21 protein-coding genes are annotated in these 23,159 nt (G+C 66.1%); 19 read left to right on the plus strand and 2 right to left on the minus strand.

From position 1 onward, the window contains the following. Positions 1-110: 110 nt before the first annotated feature. Both fgd and IEW81_RS10205 read left to right on the plus strand, forming a co-directional pair. Positions 111-1,121 (plus strand): glucose-6-phosphate dehydrogenase (coenzyme-F420), encoded by a 1,011-nt coding sequence (gene fgd, locus IEW81_RS10200; protein ID WP_097061427.1) that lies wholly within the window; start codon positions 111-113, stop codon positions 1,119-1,121. Between the two features lie 89 nt (positions 1,122-1,210). Beyond that, complete coding sequence (locus IEW81_RS10205; protein ID WP_308421908.1) at positions 1,211-1,711, plus strand: DinB family protein; 501 nt, start codon at positions 1,211-1,213, stop codon at positions 1,709-1,711. On the opposite strand, the gene IEW81_RS10210 is transcribed toward IEW81_RS10205, so the two are convergent. Next, on the minus strand, positions 1,708-2,103 hold the full coding sequence (locus IEW81_RS10210) for a VOC family protein (protein WP_097061505.1): 396 nt from the start codon (positions 2,101-2,103) through the stop codon (positions 1,708-1,710). The two genes, IEW81_RS10205 and IEW81_RS10210, sit on opposite strands and share 4 nt — an antisense overlap. Positions 2,104-2,641: 538 nt before the next feature. Between IEW81_RS10210 and cofE the strand changes: the two genes are divergently transcribed. Continuing rightward, positions 2,642-3,397: a coenzyme F420-0:L-glutamate ligase gene (gene cofE, locus IEW81_RS10215; protein ID WP_218840050.1), complete on the plus strand. Its 756-nt coding sequence runs from the start codon at positions 2,642-2,644 to the stop codon at positions 3,395-3,397. Further along, on the plus strand, positions 3,387-3,965 hold the full coding sequence (gene cofC / locus IEW81_RS10220) for a 2-phospho-L-lactate guanylyltransferase (protein ID WP_179691890.1): 579 nt from the start codon (positions 3,387-3,389) through the stop codon (positions 3,963-3,965). The genes cofE and cofC overlap by 11 nt, the downstream gene beginning before the upstream one ends. Here cofC and cofD read toward each other — a convergent pair. Then, a complete protein-coding gene (cofD, locus tag IEW81_RS10225; protein ID WP_097061424.1) occupies positions 3,945-4,895 on the minus strand; it encodes a 2-phospho-L-lactate transferase in 951 nt (316 codons plus the stop codon). The genes cofC and cofD overlap by 21 nt on opposite strands. Before the next feature lie 80 nt (positions 4,896-4,975). On the opposite strand from cofD, the gene IEW81_RS10230 reads away from it, so the two are divergent. From IEW81_RS10230 to IEW81_RS10300, 15 genes are all read left to right on the plus strand, one after another. Next, positions 4,976-5,329 (plus strand): PLD nuclease N-terminal domain-containing protein, encoded by a 354-nt coding sequence (locus tag IEW81_RS10230; RefSeq protein ID WP_179691889.1) that lies wholly within the window; start codon positions 4,976-4,978, stop codon positions 5,327-5,329. A 113-nt stretch (positions 5,330-5,442) separates the two neighbouring features. Further along, complete coding sequence (locus tag IEW81_RS10235; protein ID WP_097061422.1) at positions 5,443-6,417, plus strand: AAA family ATPase; 975 nt, start codon at positions 5,443-5,445, stop codon at positions 6,415-6,417. A 94-nt stretch (positions 6,418-6,511) separates the two neighbouring features. Next, positions 6,512-7,798 carry a DUF58 domain-containing protein gene (locus tag IEW81_RS10240; protein ID WP_179691888.1) on the plus strand — a complete coding sequence of 429 codons (1,287 nt, stop codon included), beginning with the start codon at positions 6,512-6,514 and terminating at the stop codon, positions 7,796-7,798. After that, on the plus strand, positions 7,785-10,019 hold the full coding sequence (locus IEW81_RS10245) for a transglutaminase TgpA family protein (protein WP_179691887.1): 2,235 nt from the start codon (positions 7,785-7,787) through the stop codon (positions 10,017-10,019). The genes IEW81_RS10240 and IEW81_RS10245 overlap by 14 nt, the downstream gene beginning before the upstream one ends. 101 nt (positions 10,020-10,120) lie before the next feature. Beyond that, complete coding sequence (cofG, locus tag IEW81_RS10250) at positions 10,121-12,460, plus strand: 7,8-didemethyl-8-hydroxy-5-deazariboflavin synthase CofG (protein WP_218840045.1); 2,340 nt, start codon at positions 10,121-10,123, stop codon at positions 12,458-12,460. Continuing rightward, positions 12,457-13,167, plus strand: a complete 711-nt coding sequence (locus IEW81_RS10255; protein ID WP_097061419.1) for an alpha/beta fold hydrolase — start codon at positions 12,457-12,459, stop codon at positions 13,165-13,167. The genes cofG and IEW81_RS10255 overlap by 4 nt, the downstream gene beginning before the upstream one ends. Then, on the plus strand, positions 13,164-14,651 hold the full coding sequence (locus tag IEW81_RS10260) for a flavin-containing monooxygenase (protein ID WP_097061418.1): 1,488 nt from the start codon (positions 13,164-13,166) through the stop codon (positions 14,649-14,651). The genes IEW81_RS10255 and IEW81_RS10260 overlap by 4 nt, the downstream gene beginning before the upstream one ends. A gap of 131 nt (positions 14,652-14,782) precedes the next feature. Next, positions 14,783-15,631: a nitrilase-related carbon-nitrogen hydrolase gene (locus IEW81_RS10265; RefSeq protein ID WP_097061503.1), complete on the plus strand. Its 849-nt coding sequence runs from the start codon at positions 14,783-14,785 to the stop codon at positions 15,629-15,631. A gap of 16 nt (positions 15,632-15,647) precedes the next feature. Next, the gene (gene hydA / locus IEW81_RS10270) at positions 15,648-17,066 is read left to right on the plus strand and encodes a dihydropyrimidinase (RefSeq protein ID WP_097061417.1); all 1,419 of its coding nucleotides are present in this window, start codon (positions 15,648-15,650) and stop codon (positions 17,064-17,066) included. 30 nt (positions 17,067-17,096) lie between these two features. Continuing rightward, a complete protein-coding gene (locus IEW81_RS10275) occupies positions 17,097-18,113 on the plus strand; it encodes a TIGR03842 family LLM class F420-dependent oxidoreductase (RefSeq protein WP_097061416.1) in 1,017 nt (338 codons plus the stop codon). Beyond that, positions 18,110-19,006, plus strand: coding sequence for an ABC transporter permease (locus tag IEW81_RS10280; protein WP_229671356.1), 897 nt, complete (start codon positions 18,110-18,112; stop codon positions 19,004-19,006). Before IEW81_RS10275 ends, IEW81_RS10280 begins: the two co-directional genes overlap by 4 nt. Then, positions 19,003-19,794, plus strand: coding sequence for an ABC transporter ATP-binding protein (locus tag IEW81_RS10285; RefSeq protein WP_097061415.1), 792 nt, complete (start codon positions 19,003-19,005; stop codon positions 19,792-19,794). Before IEW81_RS10280 ends, IEW81_RS10285 begins: the two co-directional genes overlap by 4 nt. Next, the gene (locus tag IEW81_RS10290; RefSeq protein WP_097061414.1) at positions 19,791-20,576 is read left to right on the plus strand and encodes an ABC transporter permease; all 786 of its coding nucleotides are present in this window, start codon (positions 19,791-19,793) and stop codon (positions 20,574-20,576) included. Before IEW81_RS10285 ends, IEW81_RS10290 begins: the two co-directional genes overlap by 4 nt. Before the next feature lie 54 nt (positions 20,577-20,630). Continuing rightward, complete coding sequence (locus IEW81_RS10295) at positions 20,631-21,797, plus strand: ABC transporter substrate-binding protein (RefSeq protein WP_097061413.1); 1,167 nt, start codon at positions 20,631-20,633, stop codon at positions 21,795-21,797. A 125-nt stretch (positions 21,798-21,922) separates the two neighbouring features. After that, on the plus strand, positions 21,923-23,140 hold the full coding sequence (locus IEW81_RS10300) for an FAD-binding domain-containing protein (protein ID WP_097061412.1): 1,218 nt from the start codon (positions 21,923-21,925) through the stop codon (positions 23,138-23,140). Positions 23,141-23,159 lie beyond the last annotated feature (19 nt).

Here is a 23,159-nt window from a genome sequence, read left to right on the forward strand (position 1 = left end):
CGCCGGCCTGCGCTGGCCTGAGGAGTGGGCAGGCCAAAGGAGTGCGCAGGCCTCGCCGCTGAGCCAGCCCGCGGTATCGCCACGCACCCGATCGAGCGCAGAATGGTGTCGTGACCCTCAAACTCGGATACAAGGCATCGGCAGAGCAGTTCGACCCGCGAGAGTTGGTGGAGATTGCGGTCGCCGCAGAAGCGCACGGCATGGAGAGCGTCGCGGTCAGTGACCACTTCCAGCCGTGGCGGCACGAGGGTGGGCATTCACCATTCTCGCTCAGCTGGATGGCCGCGGTGGGTGAGCGCACCTCCACCATCCAGATTGGCACCTCGGTGATGACGCCGACGTTCCGCTACAACCCGGCCGTGCTCGCCCAGGCGTTTGCGACGATGGGATGCCTCTACCCGGGGCGGATCATGCTCGGCGTCGGTACCGGCGAGGCGCTCAACGAGATCGCGACCGGTTTTGCAGGTGAGTGGCCGGAATTCAAGGAGCGCTTTGCCCGGCTGCGCGAATCCGTCGCTCTCATGCGCCAGCTCTGGACCGAGGATCGCGTGAACTTCGAGGGCGAGTACTACACGACCGTCGACGCCTCGATCTATGACAGGCCGGATGTGCCGGTGCCGGTCTATATCGCCGCTGGCGGCCCTGTCGTGGCGCGTTACGCGGGTCGCGCGGGCGACGGCTTCATCTGCACCTCGGGTAAGGGTATGGAGCTGTATACCGAGCAGCTCATTCCGGCGGTGAAAGAGGGCGCCGAGAAGGTCGGCCGGGACTACGACGACATCGACCGCATGATCGAGATCAAGATCTCCTATGAGAGCAGCCGGGAGGTCGCCCTCGAGAACACGCGGTTCTGGGCGCCACTGGCGCTGTCGAAGGAGCAGAAACACGACATCACCGACCCGATGGAGATGGAGAAAGCTGCGGACGCGCTGCCGATCGAGAAGATCGCGTCGCGATTCATCGTCAGTTCCGATCCTGACGACGTGGTCGCCCAGGTCAAGCAGTACGTGGATGCCGGCATGAATCATCTCGTTTTCCATGCACCCGGGCATGACCAGCGTCGATTCCTGGATCTCTTCGAGAAGGATCTCGCCCCGAGGCTACGCGCGCTCGACGCGTGACCGACGACCCGAAAGAGACGTTGCACCGCTACCTCCGGCAGGCGCGCGAGGCGCTGCTCTGGAAGGTCGAAGGCCCCAGCGAGTAGGACATCCGTCGACCGCTCGTGCCGAGCGGCTCGAACCTGCTGGGCATCGTCAAGCATGTGGCGAGCGTCGAGGCTGGTTACTTCGGCGAGATCTTCGGGCGGCCGTCCCCAGACCCGATGCCGTGGTTCGACGAGGGCGCGGAGCCGAACGCGAATATGTGGGCGACCGCCCACGAGTCACGCGAGTGGGTCATCCATCTGTATGAGCGAGTGTGGGCCCACTCTGATGCCACGATCGATGCGCTCGGCCTCGATGCACCCGGTCTCGTGCCCTGGTGGTCTGAAGAGCGTCGAAACGTCACCCTCCATACGATGCTCGTGCACATGGTGACCGAAACAAATCGGCACTGCGGCCATGCCGACATCCTGCGCGAGCTCATCGACGGCAGCGTCTGGCACCGCCCGCAATACAGCAATATGGGTGAGGGGGATGCCGCGGCCTACGCCGCGCACGTCGATCGTCTCGAGGCCGTGGCGAAGACATTCTCCCGAGCCTTGCCCTAGGTGGCGAGCGGTCCGGCGATCTCCCAGATGGTTCCGGCGGGATCGGCGAAGGCGGCGGTGCGAATTCCCCACGGGCGGTCGAGGGGGCCGTTGATGAGGGTGACCCCCTTGCCGACGAGTTCGGCAGCCGAAGCATCCACGTCGTCGACGTCGAGAGTGAACTGTGCCCGCGCACCGTCGTCGGCCGCTGCGACCTTTGCTGGGGCGATCAGGTTGGGCGCTTCCCTCGTGGCAAGGAGGTTGATGAGAATGTTGCCGAATGTGAAGACCACCGACGAGTCGTCTTCGAAGAGCACCTGCAGTTCGAAGACGTCGAGGTAGAACTGTCTCGCGTCGGTGAGGTCATCGGCGAAGATGGTGATCGCACTGATATTTCCAGGCCATGTCGTCATGCTCACAGCATATATTTCCGGCATATCCGGGCACCTCTTCTGCACCGGCATCGACCCCCTCGACGGGCGCTCCGGATGAAGAAGTCCACGGGTTCATCAGTCCACGGGTTAGTCAACGACCTGGAGTGCCCGGTCCGCACCTGCCCGCCGGGCAGGCGCATGTTCGAGGTGATCAGCGGCTGGGCACGATCCCGCCCGACCCGATCATCCTGTCATCGACGACTTCGCTGCGAGCCGGCGCGCCGCGATCTGGCACCGCGCCCCCTCCCGCTCCCTTCCCTTTCCCGCGCGCGCTCCTTCCCAAATGAAGGAGTTTTCTCGTCTGGCGGGAGTTTCTGGCGGCAGTTTGGGTCATGAGTGCGAAATCTCCTTCATTTGGCAGGAGGGGACGACGGAAAAGGGAGGTGACGGGAGGGCGGGGAGGGGACGGAAGGGGGCGGGGACGGAAGGCGGGCGGGGACGGGAGGGAGGAGAGAGGAGCGGAGGTGCGCATGCGGCACGTGCCCGAGGCGCGACCCGCGCCTAAACTGATGCGATGATGCTCTCGGTTTTCGCGGTCGGCGGGCTGCCCGAGTTCGTAGCCGGGGACGATCTGGTGACGATTCTCGGGGACGCGGTCGACGGCATCCTGCATGACGGCGACATACTCGTCATCACCTCCAAGATCGTGAGCAAGGCCGAAGGCCGCCAGGTGCACGCGGATGATCGGGAAGCCGCGATCACCTCGGAGACCGTGCGGGTCGTGGCCACCCGTGAGCACGCGGGAGGTGTCACCCGCATCGTCGAGAATCACCTCGGGATGGTCGCGGCCGCAGCCGGTGTCGACTCCAGCAACGTGCCTGACGGCATCGTGTTGCTTCTTCCCGTCGACCCTGACGCGACAGCGTTGCTGCTCTGCCGTGAATTTCGCAAACGGTCCGGCCGGCGTATCGGCATCCTCATCACCGACACTCTCGGCCGGCCGTGGCGACAGGGCCAGACCGATGTCGCGATCGGTGCGGCCGGCATCCGCGTGCTCGACGACTTACGCGGTTCGACCGATGCAAATGGCAGGCGACTGGATGTCACGGTGCCGGCCGTCGCGGATGAAATCGCCGCCGCGGCCGACCTCGTCAAAGGCAAGTCGCTCGGGCTGCCGGTAGCGGTAGTGCGCGGTCTCGGCCATCTGCTGGCCGAACTGGATGCGCCGGGCGCCAGGTCAATCGTGCGCACGGGCCCCGATGACATGTTCAGGCTGGGGACCGCTGAAGCCTGGGCCGAGGGATTCGAGGCCGGGCGCGCGAGTGCCCACTGACTGGATCGTCATCGTGCCGGTCAGGGTCGCGTCGGCCAAGACCCGCTTCGGCCCGCACGACAACAGTGAGCTGGCGCTGGCAATGGCGATCGACACCGTGGTCGCTGCGCTCCAGGTCGCGCGCGTGATCGTGGTGACCGACACCGCGCAGTCTTTCCTGGAGCTCGGTGCTGCTGTGCATCCTGATCCCGGTACCGGCCTCAACGCCGCCATCGAAGCAGGGCTTGCGCAGGCCGGGATCGGCGCCCGCCGGGCGGTGCTGCTGGGGGATCATCCTGCTCTCACCCCCGCCGAGCTGGACGAAGCTCTGGACGCCGCAACCCATCCGCTGAGCATGGTTGCCGATGCCGCGGGAACCGGAACCGCCCTGACTGCCGCACTGCCGGGGGTCGGGCATCGGCCCGCGTTCGGCGAGGGTTCGAAAGCGGCGCACGAATCGGCCGGCTACATCCCGCTCAGCGGCGACTGGCCGGGGCTCCGCACCGACGTGGACACCGCGGCAGATCTCGCGCGCCTCAGGCGAACCGGCCCGCACACTGCTGCCTGGTCAGCCGACAGCCGCCGCTAGCGCGTGCCTGCCGAGCGTCGCGCTCGACTCCGGGTCGCGCATCCACAGTGGGACGACGTGCGCCCGGATGCCCGCAGCCTCGATCGCGGAGGTGAGCTGGGAGTCAGAGTTATCGACGAGCCAGTCATCCAGCACCCCGCCGTTCGACCGAGCGCCGTAGTGCAGCGCGACCGCGTCGGCAGTGGTGGAGACGCCGATGGCGGTCAGGCACGCGTCGGCCATGCCCCGCACGACGGCGCCCGAGATGATCGGCGAAACCCCGACGACACGTGCCGAGGTTGCGGCAAGTGCCGTCCGAATCCCGGGGATCGCGAGAATCGGGCCGATCGAGACCACCGGGTTCGATGGCGCGAGCAGCACGGCGTCCGCTTCCGTGATGGCGTCGAGTACACCGCGAGCAGGAGTCGATTCGGCAACGCCACGGTAGTCGAACGACAGGGCGGGGATGGATGCCCGATGCCGGGTCCACCACTCCTGGAAGTGCATGGTGGCCTCCGCCGTCACGACGTGGGTCTCGACCTCGTCATCGGTGGCAGGGATGAGGCGCACACCGAGCGGCCATCGCGACGCGATGCGTGCCGTCACCTCACTCAACGGCAGCCCCTCGCGCAGCAGGTGGCTGCGGGTGAGGTGGGTGCCGATATCGAGGTCGCCGAGGGTGAACCACGGCCATCCCACTCCATATGCACGAAGCTCACCGCTGACCCTTTCGGTCTCACCAACGCGACCCCAGCCGCGCCGCTCATCGTTCTCGCCCGCCAGCGTGTACATGATCGAGTCGAGGTCTGGCGCGATGCGCAGCCCGGTGAGCCACATGTCGTCGCCCACGTTCACGACCGCGGTGACCTCGTCGGTCGGGGAGATGGCGTCGCGCAGCCCGCGCAGGAAGCGCGCGCCACCGACGCCGCCGGAGAGAACAGTGATCTTCACCGGGCTAACGCTACGGCGTCGGCGGAGGGAGCAGGCGCTGGCTCTTCCGCCGTCGGCTTCCGACTCCTACAATGCGAAGCATGATTCAGGTTCTGTTGACGGTGGGGTCGCTTGCTCTGATGATCTTCGCCCTGGTGGACGTCATCACGTCGGACTCGTGGAAGTTCCGCTACCTCGACAAGGTGGCCTGGGTATTCATCGTGATCCTGCTGCCGTTGATCGGCTCGATCCTCTGGCTGATCGTCGGCAAGCAGCCGGTGGAGTCCACAGATCGGGGTACCTTCGGTGATCCCCGCAGGTACGAGACACCCGTCAGCCAGCAATCGCCGCAGGATGACGCGGCCGCCGTCGAACGTGAGATCGAGTTTCACGAGCGGGAGGCTCGCATCCGGCGTCTCGAAGCGGAGCTGAAGACGAAGCGGATTGCGCCCTGAACCTTGCCAGCTAACTGGCAGGGTTATCTATTCGTTATGTCTGGCAGACTCAGAAGGTGGACAGTGCAGCGTTGAACATCGATACAGGTCACCCCGATGCCGCCGGGACGGCTATGCCGCACGACGAGTTCTACGCGAGGACCCGTGAGATCCTGCGCATGATCGAGACCGTCATCGACGGCAAGCGCGACGCCGTCGAGATGGCTCTCACGGTGCTGCTGGCCGAAGGGCACCTGCTCATCGAAGACGTGCCGGGCGTCGGTAAGACGATGCTGGCCCGCACGCTGGCCCGCACCATGGACTGCTCGGTCACGCGAATCCAGTTCACCCCGGACCTGCTGCCCGCCGACATCACCGGCGTCTCCGTCTACAACCAGGGCGACCGCGAGTTCGAGTTCAAGCCGGGGCCCATCTTCGCCAACATCGTCATCGGTGATGAGATCAACCGCGCGAGCCCGAAAACCCAGTCGGCCCTGCTCGAGAGCATGGAAGAGGGGCAGGTCACCGTCGACGGCCGCAGCTACTCGCTCGGCACGCCGTTCATCGTGATCGCGACCCAGAACCCGATCGAGATGGAGGGCACTTATCCGTTGCCCGAAGCCCAGCGCGACAGGTTCATGGCACGCATCTCGATGGGGTATCCGGATGCCGCGGCAGAGCTGGCCATGCTCAGGCAGCGTGCCACCTCGAGCCCCCTCGACGCGGTGCGGCCTGTGGTGGGCATATCCCAGCTCGCCGCCATGATCGCGACAGCACGCAGCGTCTTCGCGAGCCGGGCGGTGGAGCAGTACGCGGTCGCGATCGCCCAGGCCACCCGCGACGACAGGGAACTGAGGCTCGGCGCGAGCCCCCGCGCGACCCTTCAGCTGCTGCGCGCTGCCAAGGCGCGGGCGGCCCTCGACGGTCGCGAGTTCGTACTCCCGGACGACATCGACGCTCTGGCCATCCCCGTATTCGGTCACCGGCTGATCGCCGCCCGTCGCTCAGGCGGGGGCTCCACCGGCTTCGGTGGAGGCACCATCTCCGATGTCATCTCCGCCATAGTCGCGGCCACTCCGGTACCGATCAGTGCGGCCGGCCCGGCCTGACGGCGGGGATCCGATCGTGCGTCGAGCAGGCAGGCGGGACGGGGTCGGGCGCCCGAGTGGTGTGCGGCCGACACGGCGCGGGGTGGTGATGCTCGTGGCATCCGCGATCGCATTCATCGCCGCGTACGCACTGGGATTTCGCCAGTTGCTCTATGTCGCGGTGGCGCTCGCCGCACTGCCCCTGATCGCGCTCGCCATGGTGCGGATGCACAGGCCGACGCTCTCGGTGACGAGGAGCTTCTCGCCGCACGTCGTCGAGGCCGGGAGCGCTGCGACGGTCTCCCTCCTCGTGCACAACCTCGGCGCCTCGCGAACCATGCGCGCGACCTGCTGGGACGAGGTTCCGTGGGTCGAGAGCGGAACGAGCGCTCTCGAGTTGCCGGTGACGCAGCCGCGCAGCCCCCGGTTCAGCCGGCGCTCGAGCACTGCCCGGCTCGTTTACGACCTGCGCCCACCCCGGCGGGGGATCTTCCCGATTGGTCCGTTCGTCGTCCAGCTCGATGACGCCTTCGGTTTCGCGACGATGACGTACCGGGTCGGCGTCACGCAGGATGTGATCGTGACGCCCGAGGTCGTCGTGCTCGCAGAAACCGGACTGTCGGTGTCGGCCGGTGATGGGGAGTCACGGCTCGTGCAGCGCCGGTCGTCCGGGGATGACGACGATTCGATGACGAGGGAATACCGAACCGGTGATGCGATGCGTCGGGTGCACTGGCGCGCGTCTGCCCGGCACGGCGACCTGATGGTGAGACAGGAGGAGCAGCGATCCTTCCCGGCGGCTCGCCTGATCCTCGACACCCGCGGCATCGGCTACGAAGACCTGTCGGGGGATGAGCGCACAGGGGAGTTCGACAGCGATTCCTTCGAATGGGCGGTGCGCATGCTCGCCTCCGTCGCCGTGCACCTGCGGCGGTTCGGATTTCTCGTGACGGTGGAGGAGTCCGGATCTCCCCAGCTCGAGATCGACATCTCTCGCCGACACCACAGGCTCGATGAGGAATTCCTCGCCGAGCTCGCCGAACTCCGACTCACTCTCTCATCGGACAGTGCTCCCAATCTCTCCGGCTCGATGGAGAAAGGCCGGGGCAGCAATGGTCCGATCGTCGCCATCGTGGGCGCCCCGGACGGACAGACCCTTGAGTGGATGATCAGCCAGCGTCGACCCGGCGACGTCGCTGTGGCGTTCCTCGTGCAGGCCGTGTCAGCGATCGACTCCGACGGCCGAAGCCCCGGCGTGCGCGAGTCGTCTTCGCTAGCCGCAACCACCACGCGACTGGTGAACGCTGGCTGGCTGGTCATTCCGGTCCGTTCAGACGATGATCACGCTGCGGTGTGGGAAGCCGTCGTGTTCGAGACGGGTCGCTCACGTGTCACCGACTAGCGTCGCCGTCCGGCCGAAGGTGACGCCGAAGCTGGACGTGGCATCCAACTGGCTGCTGAGTGCTCTTATGCTGGTCGGCCTGGGAGCCGCGGCTGCGGGCCTCAGCTCGATCATCTCCGATGCCGTGTGGTGGTTCGTGATCATGACGGTGGCGCTGCTCGTGTTCGCGGCCGGTGCAACCGTGCGATCGTTCGCGAGGCGCCGGATCTGGCCGAGCGTGGCGACGGCCGTCACCGCATTCGGGGTCATCACGCTCATGTTCGCGCCCTCCGAGTCCCTCCTCGCCCTGATCCCCACCCCGGGCACATTTGAGAGGTTCGGGGAATTGCAGGCGCTGGGGGCGGCATCCATCTCGAGGCAGGCGATTCCTGCGAACGCCGATGAGGGAATCCTGTTCCTGCTCTGTGTCGGAGTGGCACTGATCGCCGTCGCCATGGACACGCTCGCGTTCACCCTGCGGGTGCCGGCGACCGCCGGTGTGCCGATGCTGGTGCTGCTGCTCGTGCCGAGTTTCGTGCGTTCAGAACTCGACAACGGTTTCTCGTTCGTGCTCACCGCAGCAGCCTGGATCGCGATCCTTCTTGTGGGCTCACGGCGACCGGGTCGGCGGATGGCGGCGGGCATCGCTGTGGCCGCGGTCACCGCCGGACTCGTGCTTCCACTCGCGCTTCCGCCCCTCGAGTCGAGCCAGGCAGGCGGGGAGAGCCCAGCCGGCTTCTCCACCGGCATCAACCCGATCATCACTCTCGGCGACGACCTCAGGCGCGGCACGCCGTCTCTTGCCCTGCGATACACCTCGAACGAGGCCGAGGGCCAGTACCTCAGGCTGACCGCCCTCACTGACTTCAGCGGTCGCTCATGGGGAGACGGCGATCCCGAGATCTCGCCCGAGAACAGCGTGGACGCCATCGGCGCCGCTCCTGGGCTGGGGCCCGACGTGCCCGTGATCGCGGTCACGACAGACATCAGTGTGTCGAACATCCTGAGCCGCTGGCTGCCTGCGCCGTATGCGCCCACCAGCGTCACGGGGCTCGTCGGCGTGTGGGCCTGGGATCCGGACGCGTTGACCATCCGCACCGAACTGTCGAGCGCTCGCGGGCAGCAGTACACGGTCGAGAGCCAGCGGATCGCGCCATCCATTGACCAGCTCATGGCAGCCGGCACCACCGTGGAGTCCGGATTCGAGCGGTATGTGCAGGTGCCGGAAGACCTGCCTGCCGTCGTCGGTAGCACCGCGCTGGAGGTCACCGCCGCCGCCACCAGCAATTACGAGAAAGCAGTGGCCCTGCAGGACTACTTTCGCGGCGGCGAGTTCACGTACTCCGAGGATGCACCGGTCGACAACGGTTACGACGGCTCGGGGGCGAGTGTGCTCGATGCCTTCCTCGCGGCGAAGGCCGGGTATTGCGTGCATTTCTCGTCGGCCATGGCATCGATGGCGCGCACCCTGGGAATGCCAGCCCGCATCGCCGTCGGGTTCACTCCGGGGCAGGGCACGCTGCAGGATGACGGCACCACGGAATACACGGTGACCACTTTCAACCTGCATGCCTGGCCCGAACTGTATTTCGCGAATATCGGCTGGGTGCGCTTCGAACCGACTCCCGGTCGCGGCACGGTGCCGGAGTTCGCACCGCTCGCCGTCGATGACCCCGCGACCCCGGGTGTCGACGAGTCCGTGCCGGCTGTCGTACCCACGAACGCCGCGACTGCTGCGCCCGATCTGCCTGCCGAAAAAACGCCGGTCGACCCCGATCTGCAGGCGGCGGGCTTTGGATCGTCGACAGGAGCCGTCCCGTGGTGGATCGTCGCGGTGGCTGCCCTGGCCGCGGTGCTGCTCGTGCCCGCGGTCGCCCGCTCGGTGCAGCGCACGCGGCGACTCGCGCGGGTCGCTGCCGGGTCGGCCGAGACCGCGTGGGATGAACTCCGTGACACCGCTGACGATCTCGGTCTCAAAACGGATCGCGGGCTGACTCCACGTCAGTTGCGTGACGATCTCCGGCAGCACCTCTCGCCCTCCGGGGTCGACGCGCTGGATCGGCTGCGCGCCGCGGTCGAGTCCGAGGCTTTTGCTGAGCACGCTGGCGCTCCGGATGCGGCCGACGTGCGGACGGTCATCCGGTCGCTCCGGCGCTCGGCCGGGGTGTGGTCGGCCATGCTCGCGACGTTCGTGCCACGATCGCTCGCGTCGCGCTGGCGGCCGGAGCTCGTGCGCGCGTAGCGACGAGCAGCTAGCGTCGAGCGCCGCGCAGCCAGGGACGGCGGTGTCGGCTCGGGCGGGAAAGCTATCCTTAACTTTCCCCTCCCGATCGAAAGCAGGGCGTGACGATTTCTGGGACAACTGTGCAGGCTGGCGTGCTCAGCGCCCTTGAGCGCGCTGCGAGTGGTGAATCGGTGTCGGTGCACGATGCCGAGCTGCTTCTGCAGGTCCGCGGCGACGACCTGGAACGGCTGTTCGACGTCGCCAGCCGACTTCGCGACGAGGGACTGGAGCGACTCGGCCGACCCGGCGTCATCACGTTCTCGAAGAAGGTGTTCCTGCCGATCACGAACCTCTGTCGAGACCGCTGCCACTACTGCATCTTCGTCGACACCCCCGGCAAGCTCGCGAAGAAGGGCAAGTCGCTCTATATGTCGCCTGAGCAGATCGTCGCGGTGGCCCGGCAGGGCGCGGCGATGGGCTGCAAGGAGGCGCTGTTCACCCTCGGAGACCGGCCGGAAGAGCGCTGGGACGATGCCAGGGCGTGGCTCGACGAGCACGGCTATACCTCGACGCTGCACTACGTGCAGGAGATGGCGGCGCTGGTGCTGAAAGAGACCGGACTGCTTCCGCACATGAATCCAGGCGTAATGAGCCACGACGAGATGCTCGCGCTCAGGCCATTCGCCCCGTCGATGGGCATGATGCTCGAGACCACATCCGACCGGCTCTGGTCGGAGCCCGGGCAGGTGCACTTCGGCTCGCCGGACAAAGATCCGCGAGTCAGGCTGAAGGTGCTGGAGGATGCCGGTCTCGCTCATATCCCGTTGACCACGGGAATCCTGGTCGGCATCGGCGAGACGGTGCGTGACCGGGCGGAGTCCCTCGTTGCGATGCGCGAATCGCATGCGAGGCACGGTCACCTCCAGGAGATCATCGTGCAGAACTTCCGGGCCAAGCCCGCGACGGCTGCGCAGAATGACGTGGATCTCGACGCCATCGAGTACGCCGTCACCGTTGCTGTCGCGCGACTGGTGATGGGCGCAGATGCGCGCATCCAGACTCCACCCAACCTTTCGGATGACGCGGCGCTGGCGATGCTCGTGCGTGCTGGGATCGACGACTGGGGCGGGGTCAGCCCGCTCACGGCAGATCACGTCAACCCGGAGCGACCGTGGCCGAACCTGGATCGGCTCGCCGAGATGACCCGGTCGACGGGCTTCGAACTGCGCGAGCGACTGACCGTGCACGCCGGATACATCCGGGACTCGGCGACCTGGATCGATGCCGCGGTCATGCCCCAGGTGACGGCGCTGCTCGACCCTGTGACCCTCCTTGCCAACGAGGATGCGCGAGCGGCCGGCAGCAACCCGGCGGCTCCCACGTTCATCAGGCTCTCGACGAAAACTGCCGCAGCAACCGGATTGCGCGAGTTGATCGCGCGGGCCGAGCAGTCGCCGGCAAGCCTCGCCGACGAGGACTACGCCGCGCTCCTCGGGGCGACGGGAGACGATCTCGACGCCCTGGCAACCCTCGCGAGTGACGTACGGCGCTATACGGTGGGCGAAGCCGTCAGCATCGTCGCCAACCGCAACCTCGACTCCACGACTCTCGGCCGAGGGATAACGCTCGACGATGTCGCATCGATTGCGGACGATGCCTGGGAGCTCGGTGCCACCGAGTTGTGCATACAGGGGACGGTTTCGGGCGACCTGCCGTCGGGCAGCTACTTCGATCTCGCGGCTCGGGTGCGGGCGGCCCAGCCAGGGCTGCACCTGCATGCGTTCCGACCGGCCGACCTGGTTGACGGCATCCTGCGCACCGGGCTGACCGATGTGCAGTTCCTGACGCAGCTGCGGGCTGCGGGAGTCGACACCATACCCGGCACCGGTATCAAGCTGCTCGACGAGCGTCGGCGGCGCGCGGTCGCTCCCGACGATCTTCCTGTCGACCGGTGGATCGAGATCGTGCGAGCCGCACACGGCGTCGGCCTCAGGTCGACGGCCGTGATGGTCTACGGATTGGGGGAGTCGGCCGCAGACCGGGTCGCTCACCTGCGGGCGCTGCGGGTGATCCAGGACGACACGGGAGGATTCACCGAACTCGTGCCCATGCCTGCCATCGGTCACCGGATGCCTCCACACGAGCACCGCGCGGTGCACGCCGTGATCCGGCTCATGCTGCAGGGCAGCATCGATCACCTCCAGGTGCCGTGGACGCGGCTCGACCCGGAGCTGCTCATACCCCTGCTCCAGGGTGGAGCCGACGACCTCGGTGGCATCCTGCTCGACGGCCGGGTGTTGCCGCAGCACGGTGCCGAGTTCGGTCGCGAGTTGGGCATCGCGCGCGCCAGGACGCTCACGCAGGCGATCTCCCGGCCCCTCAGGCAGCGCACCACGACCTATGGCGAGCCGCCAGAGGAGCGAAAGCAGGCCCTCGAGCGGAAGCCGATCCCCGAGTGAGCGCGAAGCCCACGCTCGTGCTCGTGCCGGGGCTGAGTGGCCGATCTACCTGGGACTTTCCGTTCATCGCGCCCATGCTCTGCCGCCGGTTCGAGGTGACCGAGGTGGACTTCGATGCCGCCGCTCCCGACCTGGACTCGCTGCTGGCGATTGTCGATGCCGCTGTCGCCCGATGCGCCACGCCGCCGGTGCTCCTCGGGTATTCGCTTGGCGCAACGGTGGCCGCTCGGGTGAGTCGCCCGCTCGCGTCGCTGGTGCTGGTGGCCGGATGGTGGCGTCCCTCGCCGAAGCTCGTCGCGTTCGCGAACAGTTGGATGACCCTGCGCGCGGAGGAGTCGACCGCCCTCGACGAGGTTTCGGCGCTCGCGCTGTACAGCGCCGAGGGCTGGGACGCGGCACGGGCCCTTCCTGCCGACTCCGTCACAGACGCCCTGGTCGCGCTCGCCGCAGGGGTGGACGTGTCCGAGGTCGACCTCTCGGCGACCGCGCCGACACTCGTGATCGGTGGTTCCCACGATGAGGTCGCGACCACTCGAGAGACGCAGCTGCTGTTCGGCGCGATCCGGGATGCCCGCTATGCGGAGTTGCGCAGCGGCCATGCCGTCACGCACGAGCGCCCGGCCGAGCTTCTCGAACTCGTGACGTCCTTCGCCGCGCACCCTACGGAGTTTCCGGCCGGGTCGATCATCAGCGAGCAGTCGCCGTGAGCCTCTTCGAACCGGACGTGGATGTCGCGATCATCGGTGCCGGGATCGCCGGGATCGGTCTCGGCATCCGGCTGCGCCGTCGTGGTGACCGGTCATTCGTCATCTTCGAGCGGGCCAGCCAGCCCGGCGGGACATGGCGCGACAACACGTATCCCGGGGTCGCATGCGACGTTCCCTCCCACCTTTATTCGTACTCGTTCATGCCGAACCCTGGCTGGTCGAGGTTCTTCGCACCGGGAGCCGAGATCCAGAGCTATCTCCTCGCCAGCGCGGCCGAGGAAGGGCTCGACGAGCACATCCGGCTGGATACGGATGTCACGGGCGCACGGTGGGACGCCGGGCGCGACCTCTGGGAGCTCGAGTCGAGCGCCGGTACCGTCACCGCCAGGGTGCTCGTGCTTGCCGCTGGCCGGTTGAGCTCACCGCGGTATCCGTCAGTGCCGGGGATCGATGCCTTTCCGGGCCCGGCGTTTCACTCGGCGCGGTGGGACCACGACGTGGACCTGTCTGGCAAGAGGGTTGCGATCGTCGGCTCCGGGGCATCCTCGATCCAGATCGTTCCCGAGGTGGCGAGGATCGCATCCCGGGTGAGCGTCCTGCAGCGCAGCGCCCCGTATGTCATCCCGAGGGCGAACCCCGAGTACACGGCGGCTGAGCGGTCCCTCCTCGAGCGCGACCCGGCCGAGCTCGCCCGGTTGCGGGCAGCCCTGTTCTGGCGGGCCGAAGAGGCCTACGCCCAGCGCGCCGCGGAGCCCCAGGCTCTGGATGCGGCTCGCACCAGGGCGCTCGACCACCTGCACGCGCAGGTTGCTGACACCTCTCTTCGAGAGAAGCTCACCCCGCACTACGAGATCGGCTGTAAGCGCGTACTGATCTCGAGCGACTACTACCCGGCGATGAGCCAGCCGAACGTGAGCCTCGAGGCGTCAGCGCTCGCTGCCATCGAGGGCAACACCCTCGTCATGGTGAACGGAACGCGACACGAAGCCGATGTCGTCATCTTCGCGACGGGATTCCATGCAGCAGAGCAGCCATACGCTGAGACGATCGTCGGTCGGGGTGGCGTCACGCTCTCTGAACACTGGGCGCACGGTATGACAGCGTTCGCCTCCACCGCTGTCAGTGGATTTCCGAACATGTTCGTGATCAATGGGCCCAACGCCGCTGTCGGCCACAACTCGGCGATCTACATGATCGAGGCGCAGATCGACTACATCCTCGGTGCCCTGCAGTACCAGCGCGCCGAGGGTGACCCGGTGCTGACGGTGACAGCGGAGGCTGAGCGCGAGTATGTCGACCTCGTCGATGGGCTGAGCGCATCCACGGTCTGGATGACGGGACGCTGCGACAGCTGGTACCTCGACCCGCGCAGTGGCAGGCTCACCCTCATCTGGCCGGACTTCGCTTTCGCGTTCCGGGAGCGGAACGGTCGCTTCGATGAGCACGCTTACGAGGGCGTTTCACGCAAAATCCCTTCGGCTTAGGGCAGCACGACGAGCAACACTCGGCTCCCTCGCCGGTATTGGCCCAGTCTATTTACGTGCCGGTCACAAACCGAAACAATGGGGAAACGTTCGCCCTCGATGATGAGGGTCAGATCCCGGAGGTTCCATCCATGACTGTTGTACGCGCCGCTATCACTCAGACCACCTGGACGGGCGATAAAGAATCAATGCTCGCCAAGCACGAGCAGTTCGCCCGGGATGCCGCCGCCGCCGGCGCCCAGGTGATCTGTTTCCAGGAGCTGTTCTACGGCCCGTATTTCGGAATCACCGAAGACAAGAAGTACTACCGCTACGCAGAGCAGGCTGACGGCCCGATCGTGCGGCGCTTCGCCGCGCTCGCCAGAGAACTCGGCATCGTGATGATCCTGCCGATCTACGAGGAAGACATCACCGGGGTGTACTACAACACCGCTGTCATCGTCGAATCGGATGGGACGATCCTCGGCAAATACCGCAAGCACCACATCCCGCACCTCGACAGGTTCTGGGAGAAGTTCTATTTCCGCCCGGGCAACATGGGCTACCCCGTCTTCGACACTTCGGTCGGCAAAATCGGCCTCTACATCTGCTACGACCGTCATTTCCCCGAAGGATGGCGCGAGCTGGGGCTGAACGGAGCGCACATGGTGTTCAACCCCAACGCCACCAAGCCGGGTCTCTCGAACCGGCTGTGGGAGGTGGAGGGCCCATGCGCCGCTGTCGCCAACGGATATTTCGTGCTGCAGCCCAACCGCGTCGGACGTGAAGACAACGAATACGGTGACCTTGCCGTGGACTTCTACGGCACCAGCCAGGTGATCGACCCGCGCGGCAATTTCGTCGGCGAGCGCGGCTCAGGCACGGATGAGGAGATCATCATCCGCGACCTCGACATGGACATGGTGCAGCAGATGCGAGACGACTGGCAGTTCTACCGCGACCGTCGTCCCGACTCCTACACGAGCATCCCGAAACCGTAGTCACGAGGAGCAATCAATGAAGACGCTCATCACCAATGGAACGGTCGTCACCTCGACCGGTCGATCGCGTGCCGATGTGCTCATCGACGGCGATACCATCGCCGCCGTGCTGGCACCCGGGTCGAGCCTGCTCGGCTTCGACGTGGCGGGCAACGTCGACGTCGTGATCGACGCCGCCGGCAAATACGTGATCCCCGGTGGGGTCGACGCTCACACCCACATGGAGCTGCCGTTCGGTGGCACCGCTGCGTCAGACACCTTCGAGACCGGCACACGGGCTGCCGCATGGGGTGGCACGACGACCATCATCGACTTCGCGGTTCAGACCTACGGCCAGCGGGTGCTGGATGGCCTCGCCTCCTGGCACCAGAAGGCCGCCGGCAACTGCGCGATCGACTACGCGTTCCACCAGATCATCGGTGACGTCAACGACGACTCGCTCGCCGCTATGCGCACGCTTCCCGATGAGGGGATCTCCAGTTTCAAACTGTTCATGGCGTATCCGGGCGTGTTCATGTCGGATGACGCGCAAATCCTCAGGGCGATGCAGGTGTCGGCCGACACCGGCATGATGACGATGATGCACGCCGAGAATGGGCCGGTTATCGACGTGCTCGCCCAGCAGTTGATCGACAAGGGCAACACCTCGCCGTTCTACCACGGGGTCGCCCGCGCCTGGCAGATGGAGGAGGAGGCGACGCATCGCGCGATCATGCTCTCGCACCTGACGGGGGCGCCGCTCTACGTGGTCCACGTCAGCGCGAAGCAGGCCGTCCAGCAGCTGGCCTGGGCCCGTGACAACGGCCAGAACGTCTTCGGGGAGACCTGCCCGCAATACCTGTACCTCTCGCTCGAGGAGCAGCTCGGCGCCCCGGGGTTCGAGGGCGCGAAGTGGGTGTGCTCCACCCCGCTGCGGTCGAGGGAGGAAGGCCACCAGCACGCAATGTGGCAGTCGCTGCGCACCAACGACATCCAGATGGTCTCGACCGACCACTGCCCGTTTTGCATGAAAGACCAGAAAGAGCTGGGGCTCGGCGATTTCCGAAAGATTCCGAACGGGATCGGCTCGGTAGAGCATCGGATGGACCTGCTCTACCAGGGCGTCGTCGACGGGCAGATCTCGCTCGAGCGCTGGGTCGAGATCACCGCGACCACGCCAGCCAGGATGTTCGGTCTGTACGGGAAGAAGGGCGTCATCCAGCCGGGAGCCGACGCCGACATCGTCATCTACGACCCGAACGGTCACACCTCGATCGGCTTGGAAAAAACCCACCACATGAACATGGACCACTCGGCATGGGAAGGTTTCGAGATCGACGGTCACGTCGACACCGTGCTCTCGCGCGGCAAGGTCATCGTCGACGACAACCAGTACCTGGGCGCCAAAGGCGATGGCCGGTTCGTCAAGCGTTCACTCTCGCAGTACCTGATCTAAGCGGTACCTGGTTCAACAGAAAGCGGCACCATGGAATTCGGAGCAGTTCTCCAAACCAATCCACCAGCATCACGCACGGTCCACCTCGCGAAACTCGCGGAGCAGCACGGCTTCGAATACGTGTGGACGTTCGACTCGCACCTGCTGTGGCAGGAGCCCTATGTGATCTACAGCGCGATACTCGCCGAGACCAACCGCGTGATCGTCGGGCCGATGGTGACCAACCCGGCGACCCGTGACTGGACAGTGACGGCCTCGGTATTCGCGACCCTGAACGAGATGTACGGCAACCGCACGGTCATCGGGATCGGGCGCGGCGACTCGGCGGTGCGCGTCACCAACGGGGCTCCAACGACGTTGAAGACGTTGCGCGAGTCGATTCACGTGATCCGCGAGCTGGCGAACAGCCGCTCAGTCGAATACAACGGCGCCGAACTGCAGTTTCCGTGGTCGCGCGGCTCCGAGGTCGAAGTGTGGGTGGCCGCCTACGGACCGCTGGCGCTGAAGCTCACCGGCGAGGTCGGGGATGGGTTCATCCTGCAACTGGCCGATCTGGACATCGCGGAATGGATGATCAAGACGGTGCGGGATGCCGCGGAAAAAGCGGGTCGCGATCCGATGTCGATCAAATTCTGCGTGGCGGCGCCCATGTACATCGGCGACAACATCGAGCACATGCGAAACCAGACGCGATGGTTCGGCGGGATGGTCGGAAACCACGTCGCCGACATCGTGGCGAAGTACGGCGAAGGATCGAGCGTGCCCAGCGCACTCACCGACTACATCAGGGCGCGCGAGGGCTACGACTACAACCAGCACGGGCTTGCCGGAAACAGCCATGCCGACTTCGTGCCGGACGAGATCGTTGACAGGTTCTGCGTGCTGGGCACGGCCGAACAGCACATCGAGAAGCTCACGGCACTCAAGGAGCTCGGGGTCGACCAGTTCGCCGGTTACCTGCAGCACGACAACAAAGAAGAGACGATGCGCCAGTATGGCGAGATCGTGATGCCGGCGCTGCGCGAGCACATCGTCGCTAAAGCATGACGCGACAGCGGGCAGGCATCGCGTGGGGAGCGCTCGGCGTGTTGGCCGTCATGGCGCTGTGGGAGCTTTACAAGGCGCTTGGGCCGGCAGAAGGATTCGTCGTCGGGGCGATTGCCGGCAAGACGGGCTCCGGCGTCATGCTGCTTCCCCGCACCAACGACCGGGCCATGCCTCACATCTGGGACATGGTGGCGCGGCTGTTCCAATCGACGAGTGGCGGAGACACCCCACCGCTCATAGTCCCCGTGGTCACGGCCTGTCTCACCACACTCGGAATCGTGGCCGTCGGATGGCTCATCGGAGTAACGGTTGGCCTCCTGCTCGGCCTCGTGATGCAGCGCTGGCGCCTCGCGGAATGGGGCCTGCTGCCCTGGATCGTCGTGAGTCAGACGGTGCCGCTCATCGCCTTTGCGCCTATCCTTGCGAGCATCGGCAGCCAGGTCGATCGCGCTGGATCCATCCCGTGGCCACAATGGCTCTCCGTGGCGATCATCGCATCGTATCTGGCGTTCTTCCCGGTCGCGGTCGGTGTGCTGCGCGGCCTCGAGGCGCCGGACCGCATCCACCTCGACCTGATGCGTACCTACGCGGCCGGGTACTGGCAGACGCTGTTGAGCCTTCGTCTGCCGGCGGCCGTGCCGCACCTGCTGCCAGCGCTGCGACTCGCCGCGGCCAGTGCCGTGGTCGGTGCGGTCGTCGCCGAGGTCTCCATCGGGATGCGTGGAGGGATCGGCAGGATGCTCATCCAGCTTGCCGGCCAGGGCTCAAGTGATCCAGCCGCCCCATGGGGCCCCACGTTCGGCTCGATCGCGCTCGGACTCGTCGCGGCCGGAACCGTCGCACTCATCGGCTTCGGCCTCAGGAACTACCGCAGGGGAGAAGCAACATCATGATCGAGCTCGCAGTCAATGCACGGGGAGTGGGGAAGACTTTTCCCACGAAAGATGGTGACGTCGTCGCTCTGACCGAGGTCGAGCTCACGGTCGAGGCTGGCGAATTCGTCTCCCTCATCGGGCCGTCGGGCTGCGGGAAGTCCACGCTGCTGCGTCTGATCGCCGACCTCGATCCGGCGTCGACGGGAACGCTCGAGATCTTCGGCAAGCCCGCAAGCCAGGCTCGTGTCGACCAGGACTACGGCATCGCGTTCCAGCAGGCGGGGTTGCTCCCGTGGCGAACGGTGGCGGGCAATATCGCGCTGCCGCTGGAGCTGCACGGCATGGCGAAGCCAGCCAGGGCGGCCAGGGTCGCCGAGCTCGCCGAGCTCGTGGGGCTCACCGAGTTCGTCGACCGGTATCCCGACCAGCTCTCCGGTGGTATGCAACAGCGTGTCGCCATCGCGCGGGCGCTTGCCGAGCAACCGCGGCTGCTGCTCATGGATGAACCGTTCGGGGCGCTCGACGAGATGACGCGCGAATACCTGCAGGGCGAGCTCACGCGCATCGCCGCAGAAACAGGAGCCGCTGTCGTCTTCGTGACGCACTCGATTCCCGAGGCGGTGTTTCTCTCCGATCGTGTGGTCGTGATGAGCCCGCGACCGGGCCGCATCACCGAGATCCTCAGCACCGGGCTCGATGACATCCGGGATGAAGCGCTCAGGGAGTCGCCGGAGTACTTCGAACGGGTCACGGCGGTGCGCGAGGCACTGCACGGCATTCCCGTCGAACGGGCGAACGAACGATGACCACCACGAGCAACGCCGTGCGCACTCCACCGGTGTGGGTGCGAGTCGTCGCGCCGATCACCGTCGGCGTGGTTATCCTCGTCATCTGGATCGTCGCCGTCGACGTGGTGAAGGCTGCCCCACGCGCGCTGCCAAGCCCGATCGCGATCACCAACGAATTCGTGTTGCGATCCGGAATCATCGTCGAAGACATGGGCATCACGGCCTCCAACGCACTCATCGGGCTGGTGGCTGGCGCGATCGTGGCCATCGTGCTCGCGGCCCTCGCCGCGACCTCCCGCCCCGTCGACGGCATGCTCGCCCCGTTGGTCGCGGCGATCGCCGTCGTGCCGATCGTGGCGCTCACCCCGATCCTCAACACGATGTTCGGCGCATCGAGCCAGTTCGGGCGCCAGTCCGTCGCGGCGATCGCGGCGTTCGTCCCGGTTTTCGTGAACGTGCTGCGAGGGCTTCGACAGACGAGGCCCGTGCATCGCGACGTCTTGCGATCGTCGGCGGCGACCGGGCTGCAGACCTTCAGGGTGCTGACGCTGCCGACCGCGCTCCCGTACCTGATGAGCGGACTTCGCATCGCGAGCTCGATCGCGGTGATCGCCGCCCTCGTCGCCGAATATTTCGGAGGCCCGGCCGACGGTATCGGTACGGCGATCGCCACGTACGCGAAGTCCGGCCGAGCCTCCCTCGCGTTCGCCTATGTCGCCGGTGGCATCGCCATCGGGCTCGTGTTCTTCCTCGTCACGTCGCTGCTCGAGTGGCTCGTGTCGAGGCGAAAGCCGGTCTGACCGGCACCCGCATCACAGCACAGTTACGCATCATCCATCACGAAAGGGAACAGCATGAGACACAGCACCAGGCGCCTGCTCACCGTGGCATCAGTCGTCGCCATCTCGTCACTCGCGCTCAGCGCGTGCTCCGCTCCGGCGGAAGACACCGGATCGGCTTCGGGCGATTTCGAGCCGATCACCGACATCAGCCTCCAGTTGCAGTGGCTGCCGCAGGCGCAGTTCGCGGGCTACTACGTGGCTCTCGATAAGGGCTACTTCGAGGACGAGGGTTTCGACAACGTCGACATCATCCCGTCGGGCGGCGACATAGTCCCGCAGGATGCGCTTGTGGCCGGCGACGTCGACTTCGCCGTGGCCTGGGTTCCGAAGGTGCTCGGCACCCTCGAAGCAACCGGCGCGGAACTCACCGATATCGCGCAGGTCTTCCAGAAATCCGGCACCCTGCAGGTCTCCTTCAAGGGCGACGGCGTCGCTGACGTCGCTGACTTCGAGGGGAAGCGCATCGGGTCATGGGGCTTCGGTAACGAATGGGAGATTTTCGCGGCGATGGCTGCCGATGGCCTCGACGCGTCGTCCGTTTCGATCACCACGCAGGACTTCTCGATGAATGCGCTGCTCGATGGTGACGTCGACGCTGCCCAGGCCATGACCTACAACGAGTGGGCGCAGATTCTCGAGGTCGTCAACCCGGCCACAGGCAAGCTGTACCAGCCCGGGGACTTCGACGTCGTCTCGTATGAAGACACCGAGGGCGCGATGCTCCAGGATGCGATCTGGGCCGACACCGCCAGGCTCGACGACCCCGCCTACGCCGATGCGGCCGTGAGGTTCCTCAAGGCGGTCACCAAGGGCTGGATCTTCGCCAGGGACAACCCCGAGGAGGCCGCATCGATCACGTACGACGCCGCGGTCAACGCCGAGGCCGCGTTCCCCGTCGGTCCAGTCCACCAGACCTGGCAGATGAACGAGGTCAACAAGCTCATCTGGGCCGGCGGTGACTTCGGTCTCGTCGACCAGGCAGCGTGGGACAAAACCGTCGCTGGCGCACTCGCGGCAGTCAACCAGGACGGCATCAACCTGATTAGCGGCGAGCCCGCGGACTCGGCATATTCGAACGAGTACATCAAGAAGGCACTGGAAGAACTCGCGGCTGAGGGCATGACAGTAGGCGGCGAATACACGCCGATCGACGTCGTGCTCACCGAGGGTGGCCAGTAGCACTCATCCCTACCAGCGGGGCGGGCGACTTTCGGGTCGCTCGCCCTTCTGCATGCCCCTGTGGCATGAACCGCTGGCAACCATTCGAGGGAAATAATGTCATTCTGCGCCCGTATTATCGAAGGATGATAGAGCAGTTCAATCCCACTCGGGGCGCAGCGCTGGCAGCCCTGGCGGAGTTCGTTCCGCGGGCGGGTCGCGCCTACACGCTGGACCGCAATCACGACCGTGGACCGGAGGATCGCAGCAACGTATCGGCGTTGTCGCCCTACCTGCGGCACCGGCTGCTGACCGAGAGCGAAGTGGTCGAAGCCGTGCTCCAGCGGCACAGTCTCGCTGCGGCCGAAAAGTTCGTGCAGGAGGTGTTCTGGCGCACCTACTGGAAAGGGTGGCTGGAGCTTCGACCCGAGGCCTGGCGGCGCTACCGGCGAGAGGTCGAGACGCTGGTTCCCGACATCGGTACGGCCGAGTGGTCGAATGATTATGCCCGCGCCTGCGAGGCCCGCACGGGAATCGAGTGTTTCGACGCCTGGGTCACCGAGCTGGCCGAGTTCGGCTACCTGCACAATCACACCCGCATGTGGTTCGCGAGCATCTGGATCTTCACGCTCGGCCTGCCGTGGCAGCTCGGTGCTGACCTGTTCTACCGTCAGCTACTGGATGGCGATGCAGCATCCAATACCCTCTCGTGGCGCTGGGTCGCCGGCCTGCAGACTGCGGGCAAGACGTATCTCGCACGGCCCGACAACATCCAGCGCTACACGGATGGGCGATTCTCCCCAACAGGGCTCGCAAGCTTCGCACCAGCGTTGGCAGAACCGGCGCTTCCTCCGGCCCGGGAGCTGGAGGCCGCTCCCGGTCTGCCCCAGGGCCGGGTAGGCCTCCTGCTGCACGAGGAAGATCTGCACGCCGAGAGCCTGCCGTTAGGTAACGCAATCGTGCATGCAATCGCGGGCTGGCACCGGGCGGCTGATCGTTCGCCGCTCGGCTGCTCAGACTCCGTCGCCGCTTTCACCTCCACCGCTGTCAGTGACGGCCTTGCCCGGGCCTCAGCCCACTTCGGAGTGGATTCGGCGCCGCTACTCGAAAGCGACGCCTCGGCTGTGCTCGCCTGGGCCCGCGAGAGCGGTGTGACCACGATCGTCATCCCGTTCGCCCCGGTCGGGCCCGTACGCGAGCGCGTCGACGGGATGTCGGCGGAACTCGCGTCGGCGGGCGTGTCCCTGATCGAAGCTCGACGACAGTGGGACTCGGTGGCGTGGCCGCACGCTGGCCGCGGCTTCTTCCCCTTCCGCGAGCGGATTCCGAAACTGCTCAGAGGGCAGGGGATCAGGACTCAGTAGAACCGTGCTGACGGGGCTT

Source organism: Salinibacterium xinjiangense, assembly GCF_014645015.1.
Classification (GTDB): Bacteria; Actinomycetota; Actinomycetes; order Actinomycetales; family Microbacteriaceae; genus Rhodoglobus; species Rhodoglobus xinjiangensis.